The organism is Micromonospora sp. C28SCA-DRY-2 (assembly GCF_030519475.1).
GTDB lineage: Bacteria > Actinomycetota > Actinomycetes > Mycobacteriales > Micromonosporaceae > Micromonospora.
In genome coordinates this window covers 875,079-901,175 of record NZ_JAUMKD010000001.1, presented here as the reverse complement: position 1 = coordinate 901,175, position 26,097 = coordinate 875,079, and the positions used below count along the sequence as shown (strand labels likewise).

Below are 26,097 nucleotides of genomic sequence, written 5' to 3'. Positions count from 1 at the left end.
TCGGTCTCCTCTCAGCCGAGGAACAACTGACGGCGGGCGGCGGACGCCTCGAACGCCTCCAGCCGGCGCTGGGTCTCGGCCGGTGCGGCGTCGCAGATCGCCTGGAGCAGCACCATGGCCAGCGTCATCGGGGCGGTGTGCAGGTCGAACACGAGGTGCGCGCCGACCGCGGCGGGCAGCACCACGTCGGCGTGCTCGGCGGCCGGGCTGACCGGCGAGTCGGTGATCGCCACCACGCGCAGGCCGGCGGCCCGGGCCTCACGCAGCGCGTCCAGGGTCTCCCGGGGGTAGCGGGGGAGCACGAAGGCGAGCAGGGCGGACGCCCCGGCCTCGGCGGCCTGTTCCAGACGGTCGGTGAGCAGGCTGCCGCCGTCGTCGAGCACCCGCACGTCCGGGTGCACCTTGGCGGCGAAGTAGGCGAAGTACGCGGCCAGCGGCGCGGCGGCCCGCAGGCCGAGCACCGGCAGCGGGCGGCTGGCGGCCAGCAGCCGGCCGCTCTCGGCGATCGGCTCCCGGTCGGCGAGCTGCCCGGCCAGCCGGTCCAGGTTGCCGATCTCGGCGCGTACCGCCTGCTGGAGTTCGTTGCCGGCGCCGTCGGACCCGGCAGTGGTGGCGGCGGTCAGCTCGCGTAGCCGGCGGCGCAGCGCCGGGTAGCCGTCGTGGCCGAGCGCGACCGCGAACCGGGTGACCGACGGCTGGCTGACCCCGGCCAGCTCGGCCACCTCGGCCGCCGACAGGTAGGCCGCGGCCGGGGCGTGCTGCACCAGGCAGTGCGCGATCCGGCGCTGGGTGGGAGTGAGCCGTACCCCGTGGAACAGGTCGAGCACCTGCTCGCCGGGGGCCACGGCAGTTCCCTCATTCATGCCGCGACTCTATGCATGAAAACTTTCACAGCGCAAGGCGTCACCGCTGGCGGCCGGGGCGTGCCCGCGCCAGGCTCCGGTGGCCACGGTGGATTCCGCAGGTCGGACCCGGCGTCCCGAATTGTGTCGGGCGGGCGACCGGCGGGCGGATGGCTGAGCATCGGCTCTGTAGGATCCGCACGGCGATTGAACAGAGGAGTTGGCATGCAGCCGGTTGGCCCCTACAGGTTCACCCACGTGCTGGGCGGGTCGGTGGTCGGGAAGGCGTGGGCGGCCATCGACTCGCAGGGCCGGTTCGTCACCGTCGCCGTGCTGGAGGGCGCCGCCGCCACCGACCCGCGCTGGCGGGAGGCGTTCGCCGCGATGGCGGACTCGCTCGCGCAGCAACCGGGTGGGCAGGCCTACGCGTACGCCGACTTCTCGGCCGACTCGCCCTGGGTGGCGTACCCGTCGGAGGCCGGGCCAGGTGCGGAGAAGCTGCTCCGCGCGCTCGGCGCCGACTACCAGCCGGTGCCCACGGACATCGGTGCCGACATGCCCGTCTCCGGGGCCCCGCAGACCATCCCCAACCCGCCGCAGCCGGTCTCGGGCGCGCCCCAGCCGACGTCCGGCGCACCCGTCATGCCCTGGGCGATCCAGGTCGGCCCGGTCTCCGCGCAGCCGGTCTCGCCGCAGCCCGTGTCCGCGCAGCCCGCGTCCGCGCAGCCCGTCTCGGCGCACCCGGTCTCGGCCCAGCCCGTCTCGGGCACGCCCCAGTCGCCCGGACCGCACGCCACTGCACCGGCTGAGCCGACCTCGTACGACCCGTTCGCCGCGCCGGACCGCCGGATCAAGCCCTCCGAGCCGCGCCCCCGTCGCACCGGTCTCTGGCTCGGCATCTCCGCGTTGGTCCTGGTGCTCCTCGCGGGTGTCGGCGGCGTGATCGTCTGGGCGGGCTCGGGCGACGACAAGAAGTCGCCGCCGCCCTACACCCTCGAAGAGCGGGCGGTCGCCATCGCTTCGCCGTCGCTGGTCTACGTGGAGGTCGTCTACACCGGATACCTGCGGGACAAGGCGACCAAGACACCGCTGCGGGCGGCGCCGGTCACCTTCAACCGCCGCTGCAGCGGCTTCGTCGTGAGTACGACCGGCCACGCGTTCACCAACGGCCTCTGCGTACGGCCCGCGGCCGACACCGCGACCCAGAACGCCCTCTACACCCTGGGTCGGATCCTGATCGAGGAGAAGAAGCTCGAGTCCGGCAAGCTCGACGAGTACGTCGCGACCAATCTCAAGAAGAGCGTCTTCACCGGCCTGGACACCGGGCAGGAGCCGGAGGTCCGGCTGTTCGGGCAGTTCAACGTGGCCAAGGGCAATGTCACCGACAGCCCGGCGATCCCGGGTGAGATCGTCCGGACGTGGGATCCCGAGATGGGCAACGTGGCCCTGGTCAAGTTCGCCCAGGAGCGTCTCCCGGTCGCCGAGCTGAACACCACTGACGTCGTCCAGCAGGGCACCCAACTGGTCTCGGTCGGCTACGCCACCAGCGACAAGGACCCTCTCACCGCCACCTACACCGTCGCGTCGAAGCCGGTGATCGTGGCCAGCTCGGGCAGCGTGGGGCAGGTGTCCGGCTACCGGGTCAACGGCGACGTCGGCATCCACTCCCGCGGCGGCCTGGTGATCGACACAAGCGGCCGGGTCGCCGGCATCCTGGACAACGACGAGGAACTGCCCGACAAGGCCAACCGGGCGGTCGTGCCGGCGGCCACGCTCGCCGCGATGCTCGGCGAAGCCGGTGTCACCAACCAGCTCGGTGACACCGATCGGCTGTACCGGAGCGGCCTCGACGCCTACTTCGCCGGCGATTACGCGGACGCCATCACCAGACTCAGCAGCACCACTGACAGCTCGCCCACCAACCTCGTCGCCCAGACCTACCGCCAGCACGCGGCCGACCGTCAGAAGATCGGGAACGGGGACTGAGCCGGGGCCCGTGCCGCCGGCCGCGGCGGGCGCGGTGCCCGTCCCGGTCCACGCACGTCGGCCGTCGCCGCTACACCCGGCCGCGGACGAATGGCAGCAGCTTCGCCTGGTAGCCGTTGAGATACTGGGCGGGGTCGGCCCGCAGCACGGAACCGAGCAGCGTGCCGAAGACGTCGCGGAAGTCAGTCGTCGCCTTGAGGTCGCCGTCGTCCAGGTCGGTCAGGCTCGGTTGCTCGCCGTAGAACCCGCCGGCGATGCCCGGGCCCATCACGAGCAGCGGCCCGGCCGTCCCATGGTCGGTGCCGTCCGAGGCGTTGGCCCTGACCCGGCGGCCGAATTCGCTGTAGACGGCCACGGTCACCCGCCGACCGGCCTTCGTCTTCGCCATCCGGTCCAGGAACGCGGTGAGCGCCTCGTCGAGCTGCTTCAGCAGCCACTCCTGGCCGACCCGCTCGTTCGCGTGGGTGTCGAAGCCACCCAGGCTCACCGAGTAGACCCGCGTGGGCACTCCGGCCTCCACGCAGCGGCTCACCAGGGCGAGCTGGGCGGCCAGGGAACTGGCGCCACCGGTCGCGGTGGCCGGCAGGGGCGGGAGTTCGGCCACCTCCGGGGGCGCCGGGCTGTTCGCGGCCTGTTCGACCAGCTCGTTCACCCGGAGGAAGTCCTGGTAGGACTCTGCCGCGCGTAGGTGCAGCTCCGACTCGCCGTCCTGGGTCCGCCCGAGCGCGGCGACCAGGTCCGCGTTGATCCCGGGCGGTAGTTGCAGCCCACCGACCGCCACACACGCTCCCACCCGCGTCGCGCCGACGAGTAGCGGCGGGAGCACCGGCTCGAAGCTGACGGCCGCCTCGGCGGTGGCGTTGGTGCCGTCCAGCCAGCGACCCACCCATCCGGTGGGGACGGGCGCCTCCGGCGACCCGGTCTGCCAGATGTCCATGGAGCGGAAGTGGCTCCGGTCGGGCTTGGGGTAGCCGACGCCGAGTACGACGGCGAGCTGTCGATCGTCCCAGCGTCGCTTCAGCCCGGTCAGCACCGGGTTCAGGCCGAGCGAGTCGTCGAGGTGCAGCACCTTCTCCGGGGCGTAGGCCAGCTCGGGGCGGGCGGAATGGTATGCCGGATCCGCGTACGGGATGACGGTGTTGAGCCCGTCGTTGCCGCCGTAGAGCGTGACCAGGACCAGCTTGTCGGTGCCGTCGTCGGCGTCCGACCCGTCGTCTCCACGGGCGGTGGCGAGCAACTCGGCGAGCCCGAACCCGCTGGCGGCGATGGCGGCGGCGCCGCCGGCCGTGGCGGAGGCGAGGAGGAACTTGCGGCGGGTCAACGGGTCCATGTCAATTCACCAGGTACTCCGGGCTGGCCAGCCCGAGGATCAGGAGCTGTCGCGGGTTCTTCGCCTGCTTCAAGGTCTGATAGGTCCGGTTGGTCCAGGTGTCGATCGCGAGGATGGTCGCCAGCTCCTCGGCGGTGAGGTGGTCGAACTGCGCCAGCCCGGCGAGCAGGTCGGCCAGACCGAGGCGGACCTGGGCCGCGGCGGAGTTCAGCCAGGCCGCTCCGCTCGGCCAGCCACCGACGCTCTGCGGTGCGAAGGGGACCTGCCCCAGCCCGGTCAGTCCACTCACGACCTGGTGCAGCGTCTGCTCGGAGAAGTGGGCCGGCCGGATGTTCAACTGGCGCATGGCGCCGACCAGCCACTCGACCGGCTGCTTCACCAGCCGGTGCTGGCCCGACCGGAAGTGCTCGTCCTCGAAGAGGACCCGGAGCATGTTCAGTCCCACCGGAAATGCCGACGTCAGCTTCTCCTGGGTGGACCGGGCGATGGCCGTGGACGAGGAGCCGTACCGGAACCACAGACGGGCGGCGATGAAGCGCGCGCAGGCCGGCTGCTTGGCCAGGAAGTCGACCAGGGTGTAGGCGTCGAACCTGGCGGTGGTGCCGAGGATCTTCTTACGGCTGCCGTCGTGGTCCGCCGGGAAGAAGATGGCGGTCTCCGGGACGCCCAGGTCGGTCTTCCAGCCGGTCAGCGCACGCCCGGCCTCCTTCACGTCCTGCTCGGTGTAGTTCCCGATGCCGAGCATGAACAGTTCCATCAGCTCCCGGGCGAGGTTCTCGTTCGGCGCGTGCTTGGTGTTGAGCTGCCCGTCCAACCAGTAGACCAGCGCCGGGTCGGATACCAGCTTCCTCGCCATCACCCGGAAGTTCGGCGAGCTGCGGATCTTCCGGTGCTGCGCGAGCATGAACTGGGGACTGCCGACCTTCCGGATCGAGGTGGCCCAGTGTCCGTGCCAGAAGAACATCAGCTTCTCGTTCGCCTGGTGGTCCGCGACCGTCATCCGGTCCAGCCACCAACGGATGATCGCATCGGTGTGCTGCTTCCGGAGCGATTCCGCCGCGGCCCGCTGCTCGGTCGTCGGATCCGGCAGATCGTCGAAGGGGTCCCGGCCGAGATCCGGAATCGGTGCGGTCGCGGCGCCCCGGTCCGGCCCGGCGGGTGCCATCAGCCGGGCCACCGTTGCCTGGTAGCCCGCCTTCTTCGCGGCCGCCAACTCGGACGCCGTCGGACCGAAGCCCGCCCGCCGCAACAGCATCCCGACGTCGTCGTGCATCCTCGTCGCCCCAGGGAAAGGTCGCCGGATCTCAGAACCGGTCCGGGTCGTCCACTGCCTGTGGTGAGACCAGGCGGGAGCCATTCTAACGGACCATGCTGTGCCGCCCGTTCCTGCGGCTTCCCGCGTAGCCTGTGCCGGCACAGCGATCCCTGCCGGCGCGGTTCGATCCGGAAGGTGCCGCTATCTCGTCGACCGGACAGCCATCAGGCCCAGCAGGTTCGCGCGCATCCGTCGCAGCGCGTCCACAGTGGCGGGCAGTTGGTCGGTCCGGGTGGTACCGACCCGGGCGGCGACCACCGTCGCGTCCGTGGCCGTGACCAGGAACGTCGCCTCGGCGTCCGACAGCAGCGGCGGGCCGTTGACGATCACGAAGACCTGGCCCAACCGGAAGGACCGCATCAGTTCGGCGATCTTGTCGGGCTGGAACAGCCGCTCGGTCGGCCCCGACTCGTCCCGGCCCGCGGGCAGGAGATAGAGCGGGAAGTCCGGACGCCACTGGACAGTCACCTCGTTGACGGACGCCTCGCCCCGCAGGACGTTCGCCAGCCCGGTCTCGTTGGGCACCGCGAACAACTCGTGGATCTCGGGGTTCCGCAGGTTCCCGTCGATAAGCACCACGGTCTCGCCGGCCCGGGCGAAGGCAACCGCCAGGTTCCCGGCGGTCAGCGCGCCACCGTCGTCGCCCGCGGAACCGAGGACCGTGACGCTGGTCAGCCGTTCACCGACGGCCTGTACCCGCAGGTTCGCCCGCGCCTGCCGGAGGGTCTCCGCGCGGGCGGACCGCTCGTCGGGCGCCAGCAGCGGGCTGGCGCCGGGTTCGGCCTCGACGACCCCGACCAGGGTCAGGTCGCCGACCTCGGCCGCGTGGTCCGCGTCCCGCACGGTGCGCTCCCGGGCGTACGCGGTGACCGCCGTCACCGTGCCGACCAACAGCCCACCGGCGAGGGCGAGGCCGATGTTGACCACAGGCTGCGGCGACTCCGGCGACGACGGCGCGGTCGCCGGGCGGACGACGGAGACCTTCACCGGCGGGGTGTCGATCCCGGTCGGCTGCTCCAGTCGTGCGATGAAGCCGGGCATCTCCGCCCCGATCGCGTTGGCGATGTCCCGGGCCCGCCCGGGTTCCGGGTCGAGGACCTCGACGTTCAGGATGGCCGTGCTCGCCTTGCCCGTGACGCTGACCCGGGACAGCAGTTCCTCGGACGAGTACGGCAGACCCAGCCGCGCTATGACCGTGGTGGCGACCTCGGGACTGTCGGCGATCTCGGAATACGACCGGACCCGTTGCAGGATGTAGTTTCCGCCGGTGTCGAGTTGGCGAATGTCCCTGGTGGGGAAGTTCGGCGAAAAGAACAGTTGCACTTCCGACTTGTACATCGGCGTCTGCAACAGGGTGGCCAGGCCGCCGCCCGCGGTGCTGATCAGGACGAGGGTGAGCACCATCCACCGGCGCGCGCGCAGGGCCTTGAAATAGTGCCGAGGGGTCAACTCGACCCACTGGAGTACGGCCCGGCGGGAACTGTCGACGACGCCGCGCAGGCCACTGCGGTCCCCTGGATCATCCGTTGGTCGACCGGGCGTCTTGGCTGGCAGCAGCTTGCCGGAAAGCCTCACTCTTGATCCTCATCTGCGTCGCTGGCCGCCTGCCAGAAGCCCGGGGTCAACTCGTCGGCACGAGCCGCGGCGGCCGTCATCCTAGCAGTGCGGCAGGCATCGCGAGTTTCGCTCATCCGGCCCGGGCGAGGGGGACTTTCGCCATTCCGGGCACCCCCCGGTGAGTGCCGTTCCGGTGACCCCGAGAAATTGCCAGGCCGGCTGCCAGGATCAGGACGGCGGCGGCGCACGGCCACAGGTAGAAGTCGAAGAAGAAGATCTGCGCCGCAATTGCGGCGACCAGCATCCGGGCAACCAGCGACCGGGATTTGACGAACAGCGCGACCAGTATGGCGACGAACGGCAGGAGCGCGATCAGGCCGAAGTCGTACCACAGCGTGAGGTAACTGTTGTCGAAGGTCTGGGCCAGGAAGTCGCCGATACCCACCTGCTGGAAGTAGCGCACGTGCGCCTCCGGTCCCAGCCCGAACAGCACGGTGTCGACGCGTTCCCACAGACCCGACCACGCCACGTCGTAGCGGCTGTACCGCGCGGTGGCGGAGGACGACCCGGTCACGTTGGACAGGCGGGTGCGGAGGATCTCGATCGCGCCCTGCACCGGTCGTGGGCCGACCAGCACCAGCACCGCGCCGGCGGCGACGAAGGCCGCGACCAGCGCGACCCCGCGACGGGTCACCTTCCGTTCCTGCGACAGGTACCAGACCACCAGGGCGGCGGCCATGCCGATCCAGGCGCTGCGCGAGCCGGACAGCAGCAGTCCGACCGCACCGGCGGCAAAGGGCAACTGCCACAGGCGGCCGCGCAGGGCGAGCGTGACGCACATCGACATCATGCAGTAGGTGCCGTACACGATCGGGTGGCCGATCGTCCCGACCGACCGGCCGGCGCCGCCGGACGAGGTGAACGCGTTGCTCGTCGCCAGGGCGTCGAGGACCGGCCAGGTCCCGCTCACGCGCTGGTAGACCGCGAGCAGCGCGACGGGCACACCCAACCAGGCGACGGCCGTGGCGACCCGCTTCACCAGTTCCGGGTCGCGCCGCGCCTCCTCCACCACGTGCCAGGCGATGACGGCGTAGCAGACGAACGGTACGAGGGACACGATCAAGGTCTTGGGCCCGTGCCAGTGCACCAGGCCGGCGACCACCCCCGCCACCGGCAGCACGAACCCGGCCATCCCGACGGACGCGAGCGGTCGGTCCGGATCGAAGCGCTGGACGCGACCGAACAGGGCGATCGCGGTCGCGGCCAGCAGGACGACCCACACCGGTTCGGTGGGGTAACCCGGGTCGGCGGTGACCGGCACCAGCAGCAACACCGCGAACAGCGCGTACATCAGCCGGGACGGGGTCCACAGGCCCCAGACGAGCAGCGCGGCCAGCCCCAGCACGGCGAGCAGGACGGGGCGCCAGCTCGCCAGCACGCCGACCGTGAGGGCGAGCACCGCCGGCAGGCCGAGGGCCCGCACCGATGCCGTCATGCCCGTCCTGCCCGCACTTCTTCCAGGTAGGAGACGAAGGCTCCCGCCGACGACGGTGCGTGGTTCAGTTCCTTCGCCCGCAGCAGTGCGTCGTTCACGAGCCGGTCGAATGCCCCGTCGTCGGCGCCGAGCGCCAGCAGGGTCCGCGCCAACGCCTCGGCGTCGGGCGCCACGAGCACCCCGCCGCCACCGTCGAGGATCTCGGTCGTGGCACCGGCCCGGTAGCCGATCACCGGCGTACCCGACATCAGCGACTCGACGGTCACCCGGCCGTACGCCTCGTTACGGGAGAGCATCAGGGTCGCGTCCGCCCACGAGTACAGCGCGTGCGGATCGTCCGTCCACTCGGATGCCTCGACGAGGTGGCCGACTCCGTGCTCCTCGGCGAGCGCCTGGACGGCCCGCCGGGCGGCGCCGTCGCCCACCCCGGCCAGCTTCAGATGGAGCGGACGCCCCGCCCGAAGGCACCGCCCGAGCGCCTCGATCGCGTCCGCCTGACCCTTCTCGGGCGTGTAGCGCCCGAGCAGGACGAGCCGTTCCAGCTTCCCCGGACCGGGCCGCCGGGCGGCGACCTGCGACGCCCGGGGCGCCACCGACGGCGGAACCACCCGGAGTTTCGGTCCGGCGGCGGGGGCCGCGCTCAGCAGTTGCTCGGCGACGTACTTCGAGATCACGACGACACCGTCGGCGAGGGAGGCGATGATCCGGGCGACCGTCCGTCGGGGCAGCGCCGACCGCAGGTTGGGGTTGCTGAGCAGACTCTCCCTGATCGTCCAGACGTGGCCGACGCCCGCCATCCGGGCGGCGATCGCCCCGGCCGGGACAACCGCTGAGTTGGTCACCACCAGGTCGGGCCGGGTCCGCCGCAGGTAGCGCCAGTACCGGGGTACCGAGACCGCGGCCTGGGCCGATCGGACCAGCCCGACCAACGGCGTATGCCGCTTTCCCATCCAGAGCCGCGTCGGCAGGACCACGACGTCCGCGCCCACCCGGGTCAGCTCGGCCCGCAGTGGTCCGTCGTCGGGCACCGAGACGGTGACGCGGTGACCGCGGACCTCGACCGCCTCCCGCACCAGCGCGATCAGTGACCGTTCCGCGCCCATCAGCTCGGCGGAGTGACTCACGAACAGGATGTGCACGCTAGAACCTCTCGGTGGGACCGTGGACGCCCCGTACGCCGTCCCAGTAGCCGGCCAGCACCGCGAGCGAGCTCCGTCTGCGCGCCCGGCCACCAGCGGCGATCCGGAACAGGGCGTTCGCCACGTTCTTGTAGTGGATCGGCTCGCCGATCAGCAGCCGCCGCCACGGACGGGGGTAGTGCTTCCACACGTACAGCACCTCGTTGCGGTGGTGGTAGTAGCGGGCCCGGGGGCTGGACCCGCTGAGGCTGCCGCCTCGCTGGTGCCACACCTCGGAAGCACACACGAACCCGATCCGGCCGCCCGCGTCGGCGATCCGCCGGACGAGGTCGAACTCCTCCTTGTAGTGGAAGAACCGTTCGTCGAACAGGCCCACCGCGGTGACCGAGGAGAGCCGCAGGAGCAGTGCCGCGCCGGTGACCATGTCCACCTCGTGCGCCGCCTGGTCGCAGCCGGCGCACCGGACCGGGTGGACCTTGCCGTTCGGCAGCATGGCGGCGACGACGTAGGGTTCGGCGTCCGGATCGCCCGGCGCTGCCGAGGTCGTCTGCAACGACGTCGACACGTCGAAGCGGTCAGCGTGTCGCAGCAGCGTCGCCAGCGCGTCCGGCCGGGGGACCGCGTCGGCGTTGAGCAGCCAGACCCATTCGGCGCCGCGGGCCTCCGCCTCCCGGATGCCCGCGTTCATCCCGCCCGCGTAGCCCAGGTTGCGGTCGAGCCGGAGCAGGGTGAACGGCTCGGCCACCTTGTCGAGCTTGCCGCTCGAGTCGTCGCTCGAACCGTTGTCGACGACGATGACGTCCGGCACGTGGCTGCCGCCGAGAACGGCCCGGAGGCACCGGATGGTGTCGTCCGCGCAGTTCCAGTTGAGGATCACTGCGACGACTCTGTCAGACAACGTTGCCAACCTTAGGTTCGCTGGAATCCGCCCGGGGAACTGTCGTGACCTGCGGTTCGGACCGCTTCCGCAGCACGGCGGCGGTGACCGTGCCGTGCAGCGCGAACAGCACGACGGAGATGACGGCGACACCCGCCGCGCCGAACTCGGGCGCCGCCAGCGAATAGCCCGCGACCGCGGCCAGGGCGGTGCCGGCCGCGATCACCGCGGTCGCCCGCTCGCCACCGAGGTTGACCAGCCGGGCGCTCAGGATCTTGCCGAAGGTCACCGCCACGCTCCGCGCGACCAGGATGAGGCCGAGCAGGAGCGCCGCCTCGTACCCGCTGGTCAGCACACCGATCGCGGCCAACCCGACGAGGACCAGCAGCCCCATCCCGACGGCGAGGTACAGCGCCCGGCGCAGCACGCCCCGCAACCGCTGGGCCGAGCCGTCCGCGTGGTCCCCGAGGGTCCGCTGGGCCGCGACCACCGCGCCGGCCTGGGTGAACTCGATCGCCGCTACCGCGAGTGAATACACGGCGAGCACGTCGGGCCCCTGATGACGGGCCAGCGCGAGCTGGTCGAAGCGGTAGGTGAAGACCTGGGCCACCGCTCCCGCGTGGGTGAGGCCCAGCCGGGCAAGCCGCTCCTGCTCAGGCGACGGCCGGCGAGCCATCCGGACCAGCGACAACCCGTGCGTCATCCAGAGCGCGACCGCCATCAGCGTCTGGCATCCGAGCCAGGCGAGCAGCCACAACTCCGCGTCCTCGACGGCGGCGACGATCAGCACGAGATAGAGCGCCGGCGCGATGGCGGCGAACGCGGCGCGATACCGGTAGACGCTCAGGAACCGGCCCAGCGTGAGCCCGGCCGCAGCCGGAATGTTGCTCGCCGCGATGCACGCGGCGCCGACGGCGGCGATGCCCGGATTGGCCTCCTCGGAGTAACGCGCGAAGATCCACGCGAGCGTCGCGGTCAACGGCACCGTGCCGGCGTAGATCGCCAGACTGCGACGACCGGCCGTCTCGTCCAGCCACTGCCGGCCCTGGGCGAGCAGGAACGTCTCCAACGACAACCCGCCGACGGCGACGCCGATGGTGGCGCTGGTCGTCGTCGCCACCAGCAGACCGCGCTCGGCCGGTGGCAGCGCGACGCTGAGCAGGATGGCGACGCCGGACATCGCCAGCGCGGAGAGGTACATCATGGTGGCGCTGCCGGCGGCCTGCCGGACCGAACCCCGCAACGACCGGGTCATGCCCGCAACCCCGCAACCGTTCCCCGGACGACCGCGCTCGCCGCCCCCGGGCCGGCAACCAGCAGCGCCTTCCCCGCGTAGAGCAGCCGGGCGAAGGCCGCCACGGGCAGCCGGCGGCCGTAGTGCCTGCGGAAGAAGATCATGCAGCTCCGGCTGGCGTGGAAGTAGGTGATCAGCGACTTGGCCTTCATGTCCCTGCTCGCGCCCGTCGCGCCACCGCCGGCGTGCTCGACCTCGAGTCCGGAGACCACGGTGACCGGGATGCCGAGGCGCTCGGACCGCACGGCGAGGTCGGCCTCCTCGTAGAAGAGGAAGAAGTCCTCGGTGAAGCCGTTGAGCTTCTCGAACGCCGGCCGGGTGATGAGGATCGAGTGGCCCGCGACGTACGTCAGCCGGCGTGACCCCGCGCTGTCGGCCGACGGCTGCCCGCTCTGCCCTGTCCAGAGGTCGAGCGCGCCCAGCTCCGGGCGGGTCACCCCGGCGGCGTCGGTGCTCGTCGTCGCGCCGATCGCGAAGTCGCCGGCCCGGCACACCTCCAGCGCGGCGGAGAGGTCGCCGCCGGTGATCCGGGTGTCCGGGTTGAGCACCCAGACCACGTCGGCGCCCTGCTCCAGGAGCCAGCGCGCGCCGATGTTGTTCCCGGCGGCGTACCCGACGTTGCCGTGACCGTGGATCACCCGGGCCGACAGCCCGTGGCCCCGCGCGACCTCGGCGATCGGTTCGAGCCGCTGGCGTTGGTCGCTGTTGTCGACGATCGCGATCGCCACCTGTGGGCCGGTCGGGCTGGTATGGGCAGCGATCGACCGTACGAGCGCCGCCGTGTCGTCGGCGCTCAGGTAGTTGACGATGGCGATACCGACGGTGCTCATCGGGCCGTCACCCCGGCGACCCTACGCGACGGCATCGGTCACCCAGGCCGAGAACCTCGCGGCGAACGTGGCCGCGGAGAAGGCGGCGGCGTTGGCCCTGATCCGGTCCGTGTGCAGTTCGCCCAGGCGGGCGGTCAACGCGGCGAACCGGTCCGGGGCGGTCGAGTCGATGAGGAAGCCGGTCTCGCCGTCGACCACCGTTTCCAGCAACCCGCCCCGGTTGATGCCGATGACCGGCGTGCCACACGCCTGTGCCTCCACCGGGATGATGCCGAAGTCCTCGTGCACGGGGAACAGCAGGGCGCGCGCCCCCCAGTAGAGCTGGCGCAGGCGCTCCATGCTCGGCATGACCTCGACGGTGACGGGGACGCGGACGCGTTCGGCGAGCCGCCGCAGGTTGGCCTCCTCCGGCCCGGAGCCCGCGATGACCACCGGCAGGCCGGCGGCCTCGGCGATCTCGATGATCAGGTCGAACCGCTTGTACGGAATCCACCGGCCGACGCCGAGCAGGTAGTCCCGTGGCTGGGCCTGGTCCGCGGCGGGCGCTGACGAGAAGTAGTCCACGTCCACCGGCGGGTTGACCACGACGGCGTCCCGTCGCCAGTAGTGGCGGATCCGGGCCTGTACCTCGCGGGAGTTCGCCGCGTAACTGTGCACGTGCCGGCTGAACCGTACGTCGACGGCCTGGAGCGCGCGTCGGGGAAGGGCGAGCAGCGGGCTGGAGCCGCGGCCGTCGAAGGCCGGACTCCAGATGTACCGGGCGGGAGCGTGGACGTAGCTCAGGTGTCGGGTCGTCTCCGGCGGCCCCAGCTTCACGGTGTGGGCGAAGGCGTGGCTGGACGAGATGACCACGTCGAAGCGTTGACGGGTGAGGGTCCGCCAGGTCATCGGCATGAGCGGCAGCGCCGCCGCCTTGCTGTGCCGCAGCGGGGTCCGGGCCAGCCACGACTCCCGCAGCTGCGGCTCCTCGACACCCGCGTCCTTCCAGAGCACGAACCGCTCCGCGTGCGGCACGAGGTCGGCGATGTGCCGGAAGACCTTCTCGGAGCCCCCGGTGACGCCGAACCACTCGTGGACGAGCGCCACCGACGAGCCGGTGAGAGCGGGAAGGCCACCCTGCTGCCCGACCGGCGGGCGCTGCCCGGCAGTGGTGCTCACCGGGCCCCGCCGCCCTGCGGCTGCCGAGCCGGCACCTGCCCAGTCGTGGGCGCGACGACCTCGCTTGTCACCTTGAACTCCCTAACGTTTGACCTGGTCGGTGAAAAGACGGACGGGGACTCCGGTGCGCTCAGCGACCGCCACCGCGGAAGATCTCCGCCACGGTCCGCAGCACCACCTTGGCGTCCAACCACAGCGACCAGTTCTCGATGTAGTAGTTGTCGAACCGCGCCCGGTCGGAGATGGGCGTGTCGCCGCGCAGGCCACTGACCTGGGCGAGCCCGGTGAGCCCGACGGGCACCCGGTGGCGCATCGCGTAGTCGGGGTACTCGGCGGAGAACTTCTCGACGAAGTACGGCCGTTCCGGCCGCGGGCCCACCACGCTCATCTCACCGCGCAGGATGTTCCAGAGCTGGGGGAGTTCGTCCAGCGACGTACGGCGCATGAACCGCCCGATCGGCCCGACCCGCCGGTCGTTGGCGATGGACCAGTTCGTCTGCGACTCGTGCTCGTCGACCGGGCGCATCGACCGGAACTTGATCACCTGGAACGGCTTGCCGTACCGGCCGATCCGTTCCTGCCGGAAGAAGATGCCGCGACCGCCGTCGAGGAAGGTGGCGATCGCGCAGAGCAGCAGCAGCGGACTCAGCACGACCAGCGCGACCAGCGCGAAAAGCACGTCGGAGGCCCGCTTGACGGCCCACCGCGGGCCGGACAGCGAGGTGTCACCGATCTTGACGATCGGGATGGCGCCGATGTGGTCGGGGTAGCCGCCCTGGGCGCGCGAGCCCCAGAGGCGCGGCACCGCCCAGAGGTCGCAGCGGGAGCTGGCCGGCTGGAGCAGGGTCTCCATCAGCGCCGGCTCGGCGCAGGCCGGGTCGGCGATGACCAGCACGTCGCACTCCAGCAGCCGGACCAGCTGTTCGAGGTCGTCGAGGGTGCCGATGAGCGGCAGCGCCCCGCCCTGCCGGGACGCGACGTCGACGCAGCCGACGAAGCGCAGGCCGTACTGCGGGTAGCGCCGCAGCAGCCGGGCCAGCTCCAGGCCGACCGGACCGTTGCCGATGACGATGGCGTTGTGCTCCACCCACCGGCGCTTGCGCAGGGCGTTGGTGAGCGTACGGCTGAACGCGCGGCCGACGATCACCAGGCCGGCGGAGAGCGCGACGCCGCGCATGAAGCCACCGACGTACTCCACCGAGGAGTGGCGCTCGGCCGCGATGATGGCCACCACCGCCGCGGAGGCCAGCAGCCGCCCGCCGAGGATCGGCAGCTCGTCCAGGATGCTGAGGTGACGGCGGGCCCGGTAGAGCCCGCCGGTGGCGAAGATGGCCACCGTGAGGGCGGCGTTGGCCAGCGTGCCGCGCCAGTAGTTCTGGCTCACCAGCAGGGGAGTGAGCAGCGCGACGACGTCGATCGGGGCGGTCATCATCCAGGCCCGCAGCCAGCGGGTACGCGTCGAGGCCCGCGAGCCGGCGTACGGCAGCACCGCCGTGGTGTCGAGACCGGGCCGCGTGGTGGCGGCGGCCTCCGGGCCGCTCGCCGGTGCGACCGGGACCCGGTTCCCCTCGCCGGCCGGCGCGGCATGCCGTGGCGGCTCCGCCACCTGCTGCGCCGCTCCGCCCGAATGGGCTGCCGGCGCAGCCGGACGACTAATCGCCGGTTGGCTTGACATGGTCGATCCTCCCCCGTGACAGCCCTCGGGGCGCGCGTGACGACCAGTGGGCGAGGGCAGGATACGACCAGGTCAGCCGTAGCGCTATCGCCGGCATGACAATTCGGGGTCCTACTTCCCGGCGGCCTGGATGTCGGGGACCGCGTCGCGGCGCACCGCGTCGAAGAGACGCTTGGCCCGGCCCGTGTCCGCGAAGACGACGCTCTCGCTGCCGACGCGCCCGGTGCCCTTGACCGGGCAGGTGTAGAACCCGAGGTTGCCGCTGCGCAGGTGGCGGAGCTCCATCGCCAGGTCCAGGATGGACATGGACTTGTCCACCGCCACCGCGTTCGCGGTGGCCTTCATGAACGAGTTCAGCTTGGCCGGGTTGGCCAGTACCCCGCCGGAGGCCGCCTTGTCCAGGATCGCCTTGATCACCTGCTGCTGGTGCCGGATCCGGGCGAAGTCGCCGTCGGGGAAGGCGTGCCGCTCGCGCGCGTAGTCGAGCGCGGCGGCCCCGTCCATGGTCTGCCGCCCCTGGGGGAACGTCCGGCTGCCGCCGAGCGAGTAGCGCGTGGTGAAGCCCTTCTCCACGTCGATCTCGACACCACCGAGCGCGTCGACGATCTCCTTGAAGCCGGCGAAGTCCACCATCGCCACGTGGTCGACGCGGACGCCGGTGAACTTCTCCACCGCCTGCACCATCAACGGAACGCCACCCCAGGCGTACGCGGCGTTGATCTTGGCGTCCCGGCCGCCGTGCTGCCCGTCCTTCGACTTCGGCACGTGCACCCAGGTGTCCCGGGGGATCGAGATGAGCTGCGCGCTCGACCGGTCCTTGGGCAGGTGGGCCACGATGATGGTGTCGCTGCGGGAGCCCGAACTGTTCTCCGGGTCGCGGGAGTCGCTGCCCAGGATCATGATGTTCATGGCGCCCTTCGCCACCACCTCCGGGCGGGACGCCTCGGGCACGTCGTCGAAGGCGTCCACGCGCTCGATGTCGGAGTTGATCGACCGGAAGTACAGGCCACCGGCGATCAGGCCACCGCCGCCGATCAACGCCATGACGAGCAGCGTGATCAGCGCGACCTTCCGCCACCGGCGCCGCCGCGGCCGCGGTTCCTCGGTCGGTTCCGGCGCTGGCTGCTCGTCGAAGAACCGGGTCTCGGGTTCCGCGTGCTCCTGGCTTTGACGCATGGCGCGATGCTACTGATTCGGGTTGCGGGCCGCGTACCCACCGTTCGTGCCGAAGAGCCGGCTGGTGAATGAAAACTTTCACAGCCACCGTTTCCCTCCGGCTGGTACAACCCTCCCGTGGACGCAACGAAGCTCCGACGGGCCATCGCCCGCACCCCGCTCGCCCCGGTCGCCGCCTTCCCCAAGCGGCTCGCCCGGGTCGCCCGCCACGACGCCAAGGTGCTGCGCACCTCGGCGCGCTGGCTGCTCACGTCGCGCGAACATCACAACTACACCTACGACCTGACCAAGCTGAGTCGCCACCACCTCGCCTGGTTCGTCAGCGTGGTCTGCGACATCCCGGTCAAGCAGGTGCGCGCGTACCTCGACGAGATCGAGTCCGACGACACCCTGCGCCAGCACATCCAGCAGGCCACCGCCGGCGCCGCCCGCCGCGGGCTCGCCGACAAGCAGGTCCGCTACGCCCGCCGGATCGGCTGGTACGCCATCGTCCGGGCCACCCGCCCGGCGCACGTGGTGGAGACCGGTGTCGACAAGGGACTCGGCAGCTGCGTGCTCGCCGCCGCGCTGCTGCGCAACGCCGCCGAGGGGCACCCCGGCCGGGTCACCTCGCTGGACATCAACCCCGAGGCCGGCTACCTGGCCCGGACCGCGCCCTGGTCCGAGGTGGTCGACCTGGTGATCGGCGACTCGATCGCCTCCATCGCCGCGCTGGACCGGCCGGTCGACCTCTTCCTGCACGACAGCGACCACAGCCGGGCCCACGAGAAGCGCGAGTTCGAGGCCGTGGAGAGCAAACTGGCCCCGAACGCGCTGCTGCTCACCGACAACGTCACCGCCACCAACGTCCTCGCCGAGCACGCCGAACGCACCGGCCGGCGGTTCCTCGCCTACCGGGAGACCCCGGCCAACCACTGGTACCCGGGGGACGGCATCGGCGTGGCATGGTGACCGGATGCGGCTGAGCGGGATCCACACGTACCCGGTCAAGGGTTGTCACCGGCTCGACCACGACGACGCCCGGGTGCAGCCGTGGGGCCTGGCCGGCGACCGGCGCTGGATGGTGGTCGACGCCGACGGCGTCGGCGTCACCCAGCGCGAGAGCACCCGCCTGGTCGCCCTGCGCGCCACCGTCCGCGACGGTGGCCTGGTGCTGCGCGCGCCGGGCCGGCCCGACCTCGACGTGCCCGAGCCGGCCGGCGGCGCGGCGGTCGCGGTGCGGACCTTCCGCAGCCGGAAGCTGCCGGTCCCGGCGCTGCCCGCCGGGCCGGCGGCCGACGACTGGCTCACCGGGCTGCTCGGCCGGCCGGTCCGGCTGGTCTGGCTGGCCGAGCCGACCCGGCACATCCCCGCCGGCGACCGCGAGTACGACACCGGCGACCAGGTCAGCTTCGCCGACGCCTACCCGCTGCTGCTGGCCAGCACCGCCTCGCTCGCCGCGCTCAACGACTGGCTCGCGGAGGCCGGCGAGGAGGCCGTGCCGATGAGCCGGTTCCGGCCCAACCTGGTGGTCGACGGCGCGCCGGCCTGGGCCGAGGACGGCTGGGCCGGACGGTCGCTGCGGATCGGCGAGCTGCGCTTCCGCGCCGCCGGGCGGTGCGACCGGTGCGTGGTCACCACCACCGACCAGGAGACCGGGGTACGCGGGAAGGAACCGCTGCGCACCCTCGCCCGGTACCGCAAGGTCGAGCAGAAGCTGCTGTTCGGACTCCACCTCGTGCCCGTGGAGACCGGCGCGGTGGCGGTCGGCGACGCGGTCCGCGTCGACGGCTGACCGGCCGGGCACACCGGCGGCTCAGGCGCCCGCTGGGCTGAGGCAGCCCGCTGGGCTGGGGCGGCCCGCTGGGCTGGGGCGGCCCGCTGGGCTGGGGCGGCCCGGGCAGGTCAGGCGGCGGCCCGGTCGGTCAGGTCGAGCCACATCAGGATCTCGTCGCGGTCGTCGCCGGGTCCGACGCGCAGCGCCCGGGGCAGCCGGCCGATCTCCCGGTAGCCGAGGCCACGGTAGAACCGGTCCAGGCCGAGTCCGTCGCGCAGGGTCACGTGCAGCGCCTCCCACCCCAGCTCGCGGCCGACCCGCTCGGCCTCGCGCATCAGCGCGGCGCCGTAGCCGCGACCCTGGGTGTCCGGGTGCACCATCACCCGCTTCAGCACGCACCAGTGCGCCTTCAGGTCGAACCGGTTGTCGCTGAAGATCAGCACGGCGACCAGCCGCTCGCCCGCGTACCCCACCAGCAGCCGGTCCGGGCCGTCGCTGACGTCCACGAACATCGGCTCCGCGGTGGCGCGGACCCGCTCGGCGGTCACCGGCGGCACGAAACCCACGGCCCCGCCGGCGTTGCTGACGTCGACCCAGAGCGCGACGATCTGCTCGCGCAGCTCGGGGGTCAACTCGGGGTCGAGGACGAAGCGCAGACTCACGCCCGCCATCCTGGCCCGCGCGGCGCGCCGCGACCCGCGATCGTGACGCGCACGACAGCCGACGACGCCCCGCCTGCCGGGCGGACCGTCGCCGGCCGCCCACGCCAGTCACGTTGGCGACGGCAGGCCGGAAGTTGTCCGCCCCGCCGCCGCTGGGACCACAAGTTGGTGCGGGAGAGGGGACTTGAACCCCCACGTCCTCACGGACACAGGAACCTAAATCCTGCGCGTCTGCCGAGTTTCGCCACTCCCGCTGGCGTTGGTGAGTCTAGAGCGTCTGGCCGCCCTGGTGGTGAGCCCGGCCTGGCTCAGGATGTGGAAGATGGTTCCGCGGCTCACCTCGCAGCCGCCGTTCGGCAACTGCTGGAGTAGGCGCGCCAGCCGCTTCGGCCCGAGGTCCGGGTTGGCCAGTGCGTACTCGATAACCGTCTCCCGGAGCGCGGCCGAGCGCCAGCGGCGGCCGGCGGGCCGTGGCCTGAGCACCCCCTCCTGCTCCAGCCGTTGGCGGATCCGGTGCAGGTGGTTGGGATGACATCCGACGCGATGCGCGGCTTCCGTGGCGGTCAGCTCCCGCGCGTCGACACGGCCGAACAACTCGACAAGGTCCCGCTCGGTGACGGGCCGCCGCGCGTTGGCCAGTGGGGGCCCGTGCCCGGACGGCGCAGGCGGGTCAGGCGGTGCCGTCCCGAAGACTCGACGGCTCCGACCCGCGTAGGTCGCGGTCTGACTGTGGCAGTTCGGGCAGAGGATGCGCAGATTGGGCGGACGGTTGTCCAGGGAGTCCCCGTTGATGTGGTCGACGTGCAGAATCAGCGGTTTGCCCCGCCAGCTCGGCCCGATGCCGCACTCTTCGCACTCCTCGGGCACGCCGATGGTGCCGAGGGCCCACCTCAGCCGGGTGCCAGGTATGCGCCGGGATCCCTCCGGTAGCCGCGCCAGCAGCTGGGCGGAGGTCGTCCGCCGCTCGCGCCGCCCGGCACCGTTGCGCGCACCCGTGAAGTGGGAGGTGTCGATGCCGAAGCGCTTCAGTTGGCGGCTGATGTGCGCGTGCGAGCCGCCGCTGACCCGCACCCCGAGCAGCCGCATCACCTCGGTGACGCTGCGCGCGACGGCCGCCGCCGCGGCGAGCGCCTCGGGGGTGTACTTGTACCGGACCACGTACGCACCGTAGTGGCCCGGTACGACAGGTCAGTCCAGGCCGAGGTCCCGGCGCAGCTTGGCGACGTGCCCGGTGGCCTTGACGTTGTAGAGCGCCCGCTCGATCTTGCCGTCCGCGTCGATGACGAAGGTGGACCGGATCACGCCGGTGACCGTGCGGCCGTACATCTGCTTCTCGCCGTAGGCGCCGTACGCGCTGAGCACGCTCTTGTCGGTGTCGGAGACCAGCGGAAAGGTGATCGCGTCGCGCTCGCGGAACTTCGCCAGCTTCTCCGGCTTGTCCGGGGAGATGCCGACCACCTCGTAGCCGGCCGCCTGGAGCGAGGCGAGCGAGTCGCGGAAGTCGCAGGCCTGCTTGGTGCAGCCGGGGGTCATGGCCGCCGGGTAGGCGTACAGCACGACCTTGCGGCCGCGCAGGTCGGCCAGGGAGAGGGTGTCCCCGGTGTCGGTGGGGAGGCTGAACTCGGGCGCGGGGTCGCCGGGAGAGAGTCGCTCGGGCGCGGTCATGACCGAGACCCTACCGCCGCCCGGGCCGGTCGGGGCTGGTGGCGCCGCGTCGACGCCGGCGTCACACGGCGAGCCGGACCCCGGCGCGCCGTCGCGATCGGCCCGGCCCGGTCCACCGCCGGGGCGGCCGGACCGCCGTGATCAGGACCATGGCTTGTTGCCAGATATTGGCAACAGCGATATGGGGGAAATAGGCTGAGCCTGCCGGCGTGGACAGGCCCGCCGTCGCGTGGGAGGTCACGTGGAAACCCTGGCGATGCACATCTCGAACGGGATCATCGACGGTCCCGTCGCCGCGGTGTTCGCGGCGGTGGCGCTGGTGGCGATGACGTTCTGCGTCCTGCGCGGCCGCAGTGACCTGGACGACCGGCTCGCCCCGATGGCCGGCCTCGTCGCCGCCTTCATCTTCGCCGTGCAGATGCTCAACTTCCCGATCTTCACCGCCGGCGTCAGCGGCCACCTGCTCGGTGGGGCGCTCGCCGCGATGCTCGTCGGCCCGTGGGTCGGCGCGCTCTGCGTGGCGGTGGTGCTGGTCGTGCAGGCGCTGGTCTTCGGTGACGGCGGGGTGGCCATGCTCGGCCTCAACATCACCAACATGGCGGTCCTCGGCACCGCCGCGGCGTACCTGCTGATCGCGCTGCTGCTGCGGGTGCTGCCGCGCACCCCGACCGGCCTCGGCGTGACCGCGTTCGTCTCCGCCCTGTTCAGCGTGGTGGTCGCCGCGATGGGCTTCGTCGGGCAGTACTGGCTCGGCGGCACCACCGACCTGGGCGGCAACCTGGGTGGCCTGGCCGGCACGATGGCCGGGGTGCACCTGCTGATCGGCGTCGGCGAGGGGCTGATCACCGCGACCACGGTGGTCACCGTCGCCAAGGTGCGGCCCGATCTCGTCTACGCGCTGCGCGCCCTGAAGCCGGCCGCGCCGGCGCCCGTTCCGGCCGTCGGAGGTGTCCGGTGAGGAAGCGTTCCTGGGGGTTCGTCGTCGGTGGGCTGCTGGTGGCCCTGCTGCTGGCCGGGGTGGTGAGCAACTTCGCCTCGTCGCACCCGGACGGGCTGGACTCGTCGCTGCGCGAGGGCTGCACGTTCGACGCCGAGGACAACATCACCGGCGGCACCTGCCCGGCGCGGGCGGAGCGGGAGCACGAGATCGGCGGCCCGCTGGCCGACTACGGCATCTCCGGCGTCGACAACGAGTTCCTCTCCACCGGCCTGTCCGGGGTGCTCGGCGTGCTGCTCACCTTCGCCGTGGCCGGTGGCGCGTTCTGGCTGGTCCGCCGCCGGGGCTCGGACGCCGGCGGGGCCGCCGGGGGCGCGCCGGACGCGGCCGCCGACGGGCGGCAGCGCGCCGGCACCGCCGGTTGAGCGGCGGTACGACGATGGGCGCCGGGCACGCGCACGTGCTGTACCGGGAGTCCGCCTCACCGGTGCACCGGCTCCCGCCCGAGGTCAAGATCGTGGCGATGGTGGTGTTCACCCTGGCCGTGGTGGCCACCCCGCGCACCGCGTTCTGGGCGTTCGGCGCGTACGCCCTGCTGGTGGCGGCGGTGGCGGCGCTGGCCCGGGTGGGCCCCGGCTGGCTGCTCAGCCGGGCGCTGATCGAGCTGCCGTTCGTGCTGTTCGCGGTCGCGCTGCCGTTCCTCGGGGCCGGCGAGCGGGTCGAGCTGCTCGGGCTGCGGCTGTCCGAGGACGGCCTGTACGGGGCCTGGAACATCGTCGCCAAGGGCACGCTGGGCGTGCTCGCCTCGCTGCTGCTGGCCGCGACCACCACCACCCGCGACCTGATCGTCGGCCTGGACCGGCTGCGCTGCCCGCAGATCCTCACCCAGATCGCCACGTTCATGCTGCGCTACCTGGACGTGCTGGTCGGTGAGGCCCGCCGGATGCGGGTGGCCCGGGTCTCCCGGGGTGACGACCCGCGTTTCCTCTGGCAGTTGCGCGGCTTCGCCGCCGGCGTCGGGGCGCTCTTCCTGCGCGCGTTCGAGCGGGGCGAGCGGGTCTACCTGGCGATGCTGTCGCGCGGCTACTCGGGGCGGATGCCGGCGGTGTGGCAGGGCGCGGGCGCGGCGACGGCCGGGCAGTGGCTGGTCGCGGCCACCGTGCCGGTCCTGGCGGCCGGCGTCGCCGCCACCGCCGTCCTGCTGACATGATCGGTGTCGTGCAGCCGACACCTCCCAGCCTGGACGTCCGTGGCGTGCGGTACGCGTACCCGGACGGGCACGTGGCCCTGCACGGGGTCGACCTGACCGTGCCGCGCGGTGAGCGGGTGGCGCTGCTCGGGCCGAACGGCGCCGGCAAGACCACGCTGGTGCTGCACCTCAACGGCATCCTGACGCCCACCGAGGGGAGCGTGCGCGTCGGCGGGCTGGCGGTGAGCCAGGACCGGGCCACCCTCGCCGAGGTGCGCCGCCGGGTGGGGATCGTCTTCCAGGACCCGGACGACCAGCTCTTCCTGCCGACGGTGGCGGAGGACGTCGCGTTCGGCCCGGCCAACCTCGGGCTGCGCGGCGCGGAGCTGGCCGCCCGGGTGGACGAGGCCCTCGCCGCGGTGGGGATGGGCGAACACCGGGACCGGGCCCCGCACCACCTCTCCTTCGGCCAGCGTCGCCGGGTCGCGGTGGCCACCGTGCTCGCCATGCACCCGGAGATCCTGGTGCTCGACGAGCCCTCGTCGAACCTCGACCCGGCCGCCCGGCGGGAGCTGGCCGAGATCCTCCGGGGCCTGCCGGTGACCCTGCTGATGGTGACCCACGACCTGCCGTACGCGCTGGAGCTCTGCGAGCGTTCGGTGATCCTGGACGCCGGCCGGATCGTCGCCGACGCCCCCACCCGCGACCTCCTGACCGACACCGACCTCCTCACCCGCCACCGCCTCGAACTCCCCTACGGCTTCACCCCCACCCCGCGCTGACGCCCCGCGATCTTGCACTTGCTGCCCCGACAGAAGCGGGTGTAACCCCCGAATCGAGGGCCGAAAGTGCAAGATCGACGAGGCAAGGGGTGGCGCGGGGACGCGTCAGGGGTGGGGTGTGGGGGTGCGTTGGCGGGGGGCGGCGTGCAGGCGGAGGGCGCCGGCCGCGGTGGCGCCGGCGCCGGCGACGAGGACCAGGGCGACCAGGATCCGGGCCGCGGTGCCCGGCCAGGGCACCGGGGCGACGGCGCGGGCGAAGACGGCCGCGTTGGCCACCCCGGCGAAGAGCGCCAGGCAGGCGCCGGCCAGCGCCAGCGCGAACTCGGCGGCCGGCCGGCGGGCCAGCGCGTAGATCCCGGCGGCGACCGCGCCGAGCCCGGTGAGCAACGCCCACACCTGCCCGGCCAGCAGGCCGGTGAGCAGCCCGCCGACGCCCCGCGCGCCGGCGTCGACCTCCCGGCCCACGGTGAACACGACGGCGGCCAGCCCGCCGGCGACCAGCAGCGCGCCGAGCCCGGCGAGCGCCCGCCCGCCGGCCGGGGACCGGGCCGGGAGCAGCCCGAGCGCGCCCACCGCCAGCAGCCCGACCGTGGCCGCCGCCCACCACGGGTACGCGTCCGGCGGCGGCACCCAGTCGAGCGTGCCGCGGATCTCCGCGGGCTCGCCGCCGGCGCGCAGCGGCACCACCCAGTCCCGCACCCGGTGCTGCCGGTCGGGGGCGGCCCGCACCTGCGGCGGTGGCGCCGACTCGCGCCAGAGCGCCCGCTGGTCGTGCCAGCGCACCGTCGACGAGTCGTCCACCCGCCGCCAGTCCGCCGCGGCGGCCGGGTCGGCCTCGGCCGGCAGCCTGGTGTCGCCGGCGATGGTCCGGTTCAGGTACGTCGCGGGGGAGCGGCGGTTCTCGTACACCCCGTCCGGGCCGACCCGCAGGTAGGGCTCGCCGGAGTAGCCGAGCACCTCCACCGCGGTGTCGCCGGTGTTGGTCAGCTCCAGCCGGGCGCCCGCCTCCACCACCCGTACGCTCAGGTCCGGCCGGCTCGGGGTGACCGCCGTGATCTGGGTGCGGTAGTCGGTCCCGTCCGGGGCGTCCGCGCCGTGCGCGGCGGCCGGCGCGGCGGTGGCGAGGGTGGCGGTGAGCGCCCCGGCGAGCAGCAGCCCGGCGCGGGTCAGCAGGACACGGATCACTTCCCGGCCGCCTCCACGGCCGCCCTGATCCCCTCCGGGCTGCGGTCGGCGACCGGCTTGCCGTCGACCAGGATGGTCGGGGTGCCGGTGATGTTCGCCTTGCTGGCCTCGTCGGTGACGTGCTCGGTCCACGGCTCGTACGTGCCGTCGCGCACGCAGGAGCCGAAGTCGTCCCGGTTCAGCCCGACGCCCGCCCCGATGTCGATCAGCTCGTCGTCGCTGAGGCCGGCGCCACCCTCCGGCGGCTGCCGCTCGAAGAGCACGTCGGTGAACTCCTTGAACTTGCCGCCTGCGGCCGCGCAGCCGGAGGCGGCCGACGACCGGGTGGAGTAGTCGGTGGTGGAGAAGCGGTTCAGGTAGGCCACCGGGTGGAAGACGACCCTGGCCTTGCCCGCGCTGACCAGTTGGTCGATCGTGTCGCCGCTGACCTGCTGGAACTGCTTGCAGGCCGGGCAGAGGTAGTCCTCGTAGAGGTCGATGGTGACCGGGCCGGTGCCGAGCACGACGCCGGTGCCGGCCTCGTTGGCGCCCGGCGGGGCGGTGAACTCGTCGGCCCGCTGGCTGGAGTAGACGCTCCAGCCGATCAGGCCGGCGACGACCAGCACGAGCACCGCGCCGATCGACACCCAGAGCGTCCGCTTGCGCCGCCGCTCCCGGGCGAGCTGTTCGCGGACCACCCGGGCCGCGCCCTTCTGTCCCTTGCGACTACTCATCCTCGTCCTCCACGGGTGCGTCGCCCGTCAGCCAGCCGTCGACCGAGACGGGCGTACGCGGCCAGATCAGCAGGAATCCGGCGAGCGCCAGGAAACCCAGGTCCCGGAGGATCTCCGGGAGGTAGCTCGGCGCCTGCCCCGGGGCGAGCTGCCCGCCGCTGCCGAAGCAGCCGCAGTCGATCGCCAGGCCCCGGCTCCAGGCCGAGGCGATCCCCGCGATGAAGACCACCAGCAGCGCCGCGGAGACCCCGGCGGCCAGCCGGGTGGCCAGCCCGAGCAGCAGCAGTACGCCCAGCGCCAGCTCCACGAACGGCAGCGCGGCGCCGACCACGGTCGCCACGTCGTACGGCAGGATCTGGTAGGCGTGCACGGCGCGGCCGGAGGCGGCCAGATCGTCGATCTTGGAGCCGCCGGCGACCAGCCAGACGGCGGCCAGGCCCAACCGTGCGGCGACGCCGAGCCAGGGCCGGACGGCGGGCCGGCGGGCGGCCCGGATGCTCGGTGCGGTCACGGTCATTTGTCGTTCCGGCTCCG

General features: G+C 72.5%; 25 protein-coding genes and 1 tRNA gene. 7 read left to right on the top strand and 19 right to left on the bottom strand.

Translation table 11 applies throughout. The annotated features are described in order from the left end of the window. Positions 1-11 precede the first annotated feature (11 nt). Positions 12-863, bottom strand: a complete 852-nt coding sequence (locus Q3W71_RS04120) for a MurR/RpiR family transcriptional regulator (protein ID WP_302917920.1) — start codon at positions 861-863, stop codon at positions 12-14. A 204-nt stretch (positions 864-1,067) separates the two neighbouring features. On the opposite strand from Q3W71_RS04120, the gene Q3W71_RS04115 reads away from it, so the two are divergent. After that, positions 1,068-2,828, top strand: coding sequence for a trypsin-like peptidase domain-containing protein (locus tag Q3W71_RS04115; protein ID WP_302917919.1), 1,761 nt, complete (start codon positions 1,068-1,070; stop codon positions 2,826-2,828). A 70-nt stretch (positions 2,829-2,898) separates the two neighbouring features. Here the strand turns inward: Q3W71_RS04115 and Q3W71_RS04110 are convergent, their stop codons facing one another. The 11 genes from Q3W71_RS04110 to Q3W71_RS04060 all read right to left on the bottom strand — a co-directional run bounded on the left by Q3W71_RS04110 (position 2,899) and on the right by Q3W71_RS04060 (position 16,674). Continuing rightward, positions 2,899-4,158 carry a DUF1501 domain-containing protein gene (locus Q3W71_RS04110; RefSeq protein ID WP_302917918.1) on the bottom strand — a complete coding sequence of 420 codons (1,260 nt, stop codon included), beginning with the start codon at positions 4,156-4,158 and terminating at the stop codon, positions 2,899-2,901. Position 4,159: 1 nt separating this feature from the next. Beyond that, the gene (locus Q3W71_RS04105) at positions 4,160-5,431 is read right to left on the bottom strand and encodes a DUF1800 family protein (RefSeq protein ID WP_302917917.1); all 1,272 of its coding nucleotides are present in this window, start codon (positions 5,429-5,431) and stop codon (positions 4,160-4,162) included. 183 nt (positions 5,432-5,614) lie between these two features. After that, positions 5,615-6,922 (bottom strand): polysaccharide biosynthesis tyrosine autokinase, encoded by a 1,308-nt coding sequence (locus Q3W71_RS04100; RefSeq protein WP_302917916.1) that lies wholly within the window; start codon positions 6,920-6,922, stop codon positions 5,615-5,617. 238 nt (positions 6,923-7,160) lie between these two features. Further along, positions 7,161-8,525, bottom strand: coding sequence for an O-antigen ligase (locus Q3W71_RS04095; RefSeq protein WP_302917915.1), 1,365 nt, complete (start codon positions 8,523-8,525; stop codon positions 7,161-7,163). Continuing rightward, the gene (locus Q3W71_RS04090) at positions 8,522-9,664 is read right to left on the bottom strand and encodes a glycosyltransferase family 4 protein (protein ID WP_302917914.1); all 1,143 of its coding nucleotides are present in this window, start codon (positions 9,662-9,664) and stop codon (positions 8,522-8,524) included. The genes Q3W71_RS04095 and Q3W71_RS04090 overlap by 4 nt, the downstream gene beginning before the upstream one ends. Position 9,665: 1 nt before the next feature. Further along, on the bottom strand, positions 9,666-10,562 hold the full coding sequence (locus Q3W71_RS04085; protein WP_302917913.1) for a glycosyltransferase family 2 protein: 897 nt from the start codon (positions 10,560-10,562) through the stop codon (positions 9,666-9,668). Then, positions 10,555-11,796: a hypothetical protein gene (locus tag Q3W71_RS04080; RefSeq protein WP_302917912.1), complete on the bottom strand. Its 1,242-nt coding sequence runs from the start codon at positions 11,794-11,796 to the stop codon at positions 10,555-10,557. The genes Q3W71_RS04085 and Q3W71_RS04080 overlap by 8 nt, the downstream gene beginning before the upstream one ends. Next, complete coding sequence (locus Q3W71_RS04075) at positions 11,793-12,665, bottom strand: glycosyltransferase family 2 protein (protein WP_302917911.1); 873 nt, start codon at positions 12,663-12,665, stop codon at positions 11,793-11,795. Before Q3W71_RS04075 ends, Q3W71_RS04080 begins: the two co-directional genes overlap by 4 nt. Positions 12,666-12,686: 21 nt before the next feature. After that, entirely contained in the window at positions 12,687-13,823 is a 1,137-nt protein-coding gene (locus Q3W71_RS04070; protein WP_302917910.1) for a glycosyltransferase, read from the bottom strand. A gap of 130 nt (positions 13,824-13,953) precedes the next feature. After that, positions 13,954-15,255 (bottom strand): sugar transferase, encoded by a 1,302-nt coding sequence (locus tag Q3W71_RS04065; protein WP_368050379.1) that lies wholly within the window; start codon positions 15,253-15,255, stop codon positions 13,954-13,956. A gap of 354 nt (positions 15,256-15,609) precedes the next feature. Then, on the bottom strand, positions 15,610-16,674 hold the full coding sequence (locus tag Q3W71_RS04060; protein WP_302917908.1) for an LCP family protein: 1,065 nt from the start codon (positions 16,672-16,674) through the stop codon (positions 15,610-15,612). Between the two features lie 117 nt (positions 16,675-16,791). Between Q3W71_RS04060 and Q3W71_RS04055 the strand changes: the two genes are divergently transcribed. After that, complete coding sequence (locus tag Q3W71_RS04055) at positions 16,792-17,625, top strand: class I SAM-dependent methyltransferase (RefSeq protein ID WP_302917907.1); 834 nt, start codon at positions 16,792-16,794, stop codon at positions 17,623-17,625. 4 nt (positions 17,626-17,629) lie between these two features. After that, positions 17,630-18,448, top strand: a complete 819-nt coding sequence (locus Q3W71_RS04050) for an MOSC domain-containing protein (protein WP_302917906.1) — start codon at positions 17,630-17,632, stop codon at positions 18,446-18,448. Between the two features lie 110 nt (positions 18,449-18,558). On the opposite strand, the gene Q3W71_RS04045 is transcribed toward Q3W71_RS04050, so the two are convergent. The 4 genes from Q3W71_RS04045 to bcp all read right to left on the bottom strand — a co-directional run bounded on the left by Q3W71_RS04045 (position 18,559) and on the right by bcp (position 20,757). Continuing rightward, a complete protein-coding gene (locus Q3W71_RS04045) occupies positions 18,559-19,101 on the bottom strand; it encodes a GNAT family N-acetyltransferase (protein ID WP_302917905.1) in 543 nt (180 codons plus the stop codon). A gap of 157 nt (positions 19,102-19,258) precedes the next feature. Continuing rightward, positions 19,259-19,346, bottom strand: a tRNA-Leu gene (locus Q3W71_RS04040). After that, positions 19,309-20,250, bottom strand: coding sequence for an HNH endonuclease (locus Q3W71_RS04035; RefSeq protein WP_302917904.1), 942 nt, complete (start codon positions 20,248-20,250; stop codon positions 19,309-19,311). Before Q3W71_RS04035 ends, Q3W71_RS04040 begins: the two co-directional genes overlap by 38 nt. A gap of 30 nt (positions 20,251-20,280) precedes the next feature. Further along, positions 20,281-20,757: a thioredoxin-dependent thiol peroxidase gene (bcp, locus tag Q3W71_RS04030; RefSeq protein ID WP_302917903.1), complete on the bottom strand. Its 477-nt coding sequence runs from the start codon at positions 20,755-20,757 to the stop codon at positions 20,281-20,283. 241 nt (positions 20,758-20,998) lie between these two features. Here bcp and Q3W71_RS04025 point away from each other — a divergent pair, with 241 nt between their 5' ends. Genes Q3W71_RS04025 through Q3W71_RS04010 form a run of 4 tightly spaced genes read left to right on the top strand, consistent with a single transcriptional unit; the run spans position 20,999 to position 23,665 of the window. Next, entirely contained in the window at positions 20,999-21,715 is a 717-nt protein-coding gene (locus Q3W71_RS04025; RefSeq protein WP_302917902.1) for an energy-coupling factor ABC transporter permease, read from the top strand. Continuing rightward, a complete protein-coding gene (locus tag Q3W71_RS04020; protein ID WP_302917901.1) occupies positions 21,712-22,119 on the top strand; it encodes a PDGLE domain-containing protein in 408 nt (135 codons plus the stop codon). The genes Q3W71_RS04025 and Q3W71_RS04020 overlap by 4 nt, the downstream gene beginning before the upstream one ends. Positions 22,120-22,133: 14 nt before the next feature. Beyond that, positions 22,134-22,904, top strand: a complete 771-nt coding sequence (gene cbiQ, locus Q3W71_RS04015; RefSeq protein WP_302917900.1) for a cobalt ECF transporter T component CbiQ — start codon at positions 22,134-22,136, stop codon at positions 22,902-22,904. Then, positions 22,901-23,665: an energy-coupling factor ABC transporter ATP-binding protein gene (locus tag Q3W71_RS04010; protein WP_302917899.1), complete on the top strand. Its 765-nt coding sequence runs from the start codon at positions 22,901-22,903 to the stop codon at positions 23,663-23,665. The genes cbiQ and Q3W71_RS04010 overlap by 4 nt, the downstream gene beginning before the upstream one ends. A gap of 105 nt (positions 23,666-23,770) precedes the next feature. Here Q3W71_RS04010 and Q3W71_RS04005 read toward each other — a convergent pair whose 3' ends face one another. The 3 genes from Q3W71_RS04005 to Q3W71_RS03995 are packed head-to-tail and all read right to left on the bottom strand — an operon-like array spanning position 23,771 to position 26,080. Then, complete coding sequence (locus Q3W71_RS04005) at positions 23,771-24,850, bottom strand: hypothetical protein (protein WP_368050188.1); 1,080 nt, start codon at positions 24,848-24,850, stop codon at positions 23,771-23,773. Beyond that, positions 24,847-25,563: a thioredoxin domain-containing protein gene (locus tag Q3W71_RS04000; RefSeq protein WP_302917898.1), complete on the bottom strand. Its 717-nt coding sequence runs from the start codon at positions 25,561-25,563 to the stop codon at positions 24,847-24,849. Before Q3W71_RS04000 ends, Q3W71_RS04005 begins: the two co-directional genes overlap by 4 nt. Beyond that, a complete protein-coding gene (locus tag Q3W71_RS03995) occupies positions 25,556-26,080 on the bottom strand; it encodes a MauE/DoxX family redox-associated membrane protein (protein WP_302917897.1) in 525 nt (174 codons plus the stop codon). The genes Q3W71_RS04000 and Q3W71_RS03995 overlap by 8 nt, the downstream gene beginning before the upstream one ends. Positions 26,081-26,097: the final 17 nt, after the last annotated feature.

Bases quoted from the DNA above. Each gene is read 5' to 3' on its own strand.
- Q3W71_RS04120 (WP_302917920.1), bottom strand. From the start codon at position 863: ATGAATGAGGGAACTGCCGTGGCCCCCGGCGAGCAGGTGCTCGACCTG.
- Q3W71_RS04115 (WP_302917919.1), top strand. From the start codon at position 1,068: ATGCAGCCGGTTGGCCCCTACAGGTTCACCCACGTGCTGGGCGGGTCG.
- Q3W71_RS04110 (WP_302917918.1), bottom strand. From the start codon at position 4,158: ATGGACCCGTTGACCCGCCGCAAGTTCCTCCTCGCCTCCGCCACGGCC.
- Q3W71_RS04105 (WP_302917917.1), bottom strand. From the start codon at position 5,431: ATGCACGACGACGTCGGGATGCTGTTGCGGCGGGCGGGCTTCGGTCCG.
- Q3W71_RS04095 (WP_302917915.1), bottom strand. From the start codon at position 8,525: ATGACGGCATCGGTGCGGGCCCTCGGCCTGCCGGCGGTGCTCGCCCTC.
- Q3W71_RS04080 (WP_302917912.1), bottom strand. From the start codon at position 11,796: ATGACCCGGTCGTTGCGGGGTTCGGTCCGGCAGGCCGCCGGCAGCGCC.
- Q3W71_RS04075 (WP_302917911.1), bottom strand. From the start codon at position 12,665: ATGAGCACCGTCGGTATCGCCATCGTCAACTACCTGAGCGCCGACGAC.
- Q3W71_RS04065 (WP_368050379.1), bottom strand. From the start codon at position 15,255: ATGATGACCGCCCCGATCGACGTCGTCGCGCTGCTCACTCCCCTGCTG.
- Q3W71_RS04060 (WP_302917908.1), bottom strand. From the start codon at position 16,674: ATGCGTCAAAGCCAGGAGCACGCGGAACCCGAGACCCGGTTCTTCGAC.
- Q3W71_RS04050 (WP_302917906.1), top strand. From the start codon at position 17,630: ATGCGGCTGAGCGGGATCCACACGTACCCGGTCAAGGGTTGTCACCGG.
- Q3W71_RS04045 (WP_302917905.1), bottom strand. From the start codon at position 19,101: ATGGCGGGCGTGAGTCTGCGCTTCGTCCTCGACCCCGAGTTGACCCCC.
- bcp (WP_302917903.1), bottom strand. From the start codon at position 20,757: ATGACCGCGCCCGAGCGACTCTCTCCCGGCGACCCCGCGCCCGAGTTC.
- cbiQ (WP_302917900.1), top strand. From the start codon at position 22,134: ATGGGCGCCGGGCACGCGCACGTGCTGTACCGGGAGTCCGCCTCACCG.
- Q3W71_RS04010 (WP_302917899.1), top strand. From the start codon at position 22,901: ATGATCGGTGTCGTGCAGCCGACACCTCCCAGCCTGGACGTCCGTGGC.
- Q3W71_RS04000 (WP_302917898.1), bottom strand. From the start codon at position 25,563: ATGAGTAGTCGCAAGGGACAGAAGGGCGCGGCCCGGGTGGTCCGCGAA.
- Q3W71_RS03995 (WP_302917897.1), bottom strand. From the start codon at position 26,080: ATGACCGTGACCGCACCGAGCATCCGGGCCGCCCGCCGGCCCGCCGTC.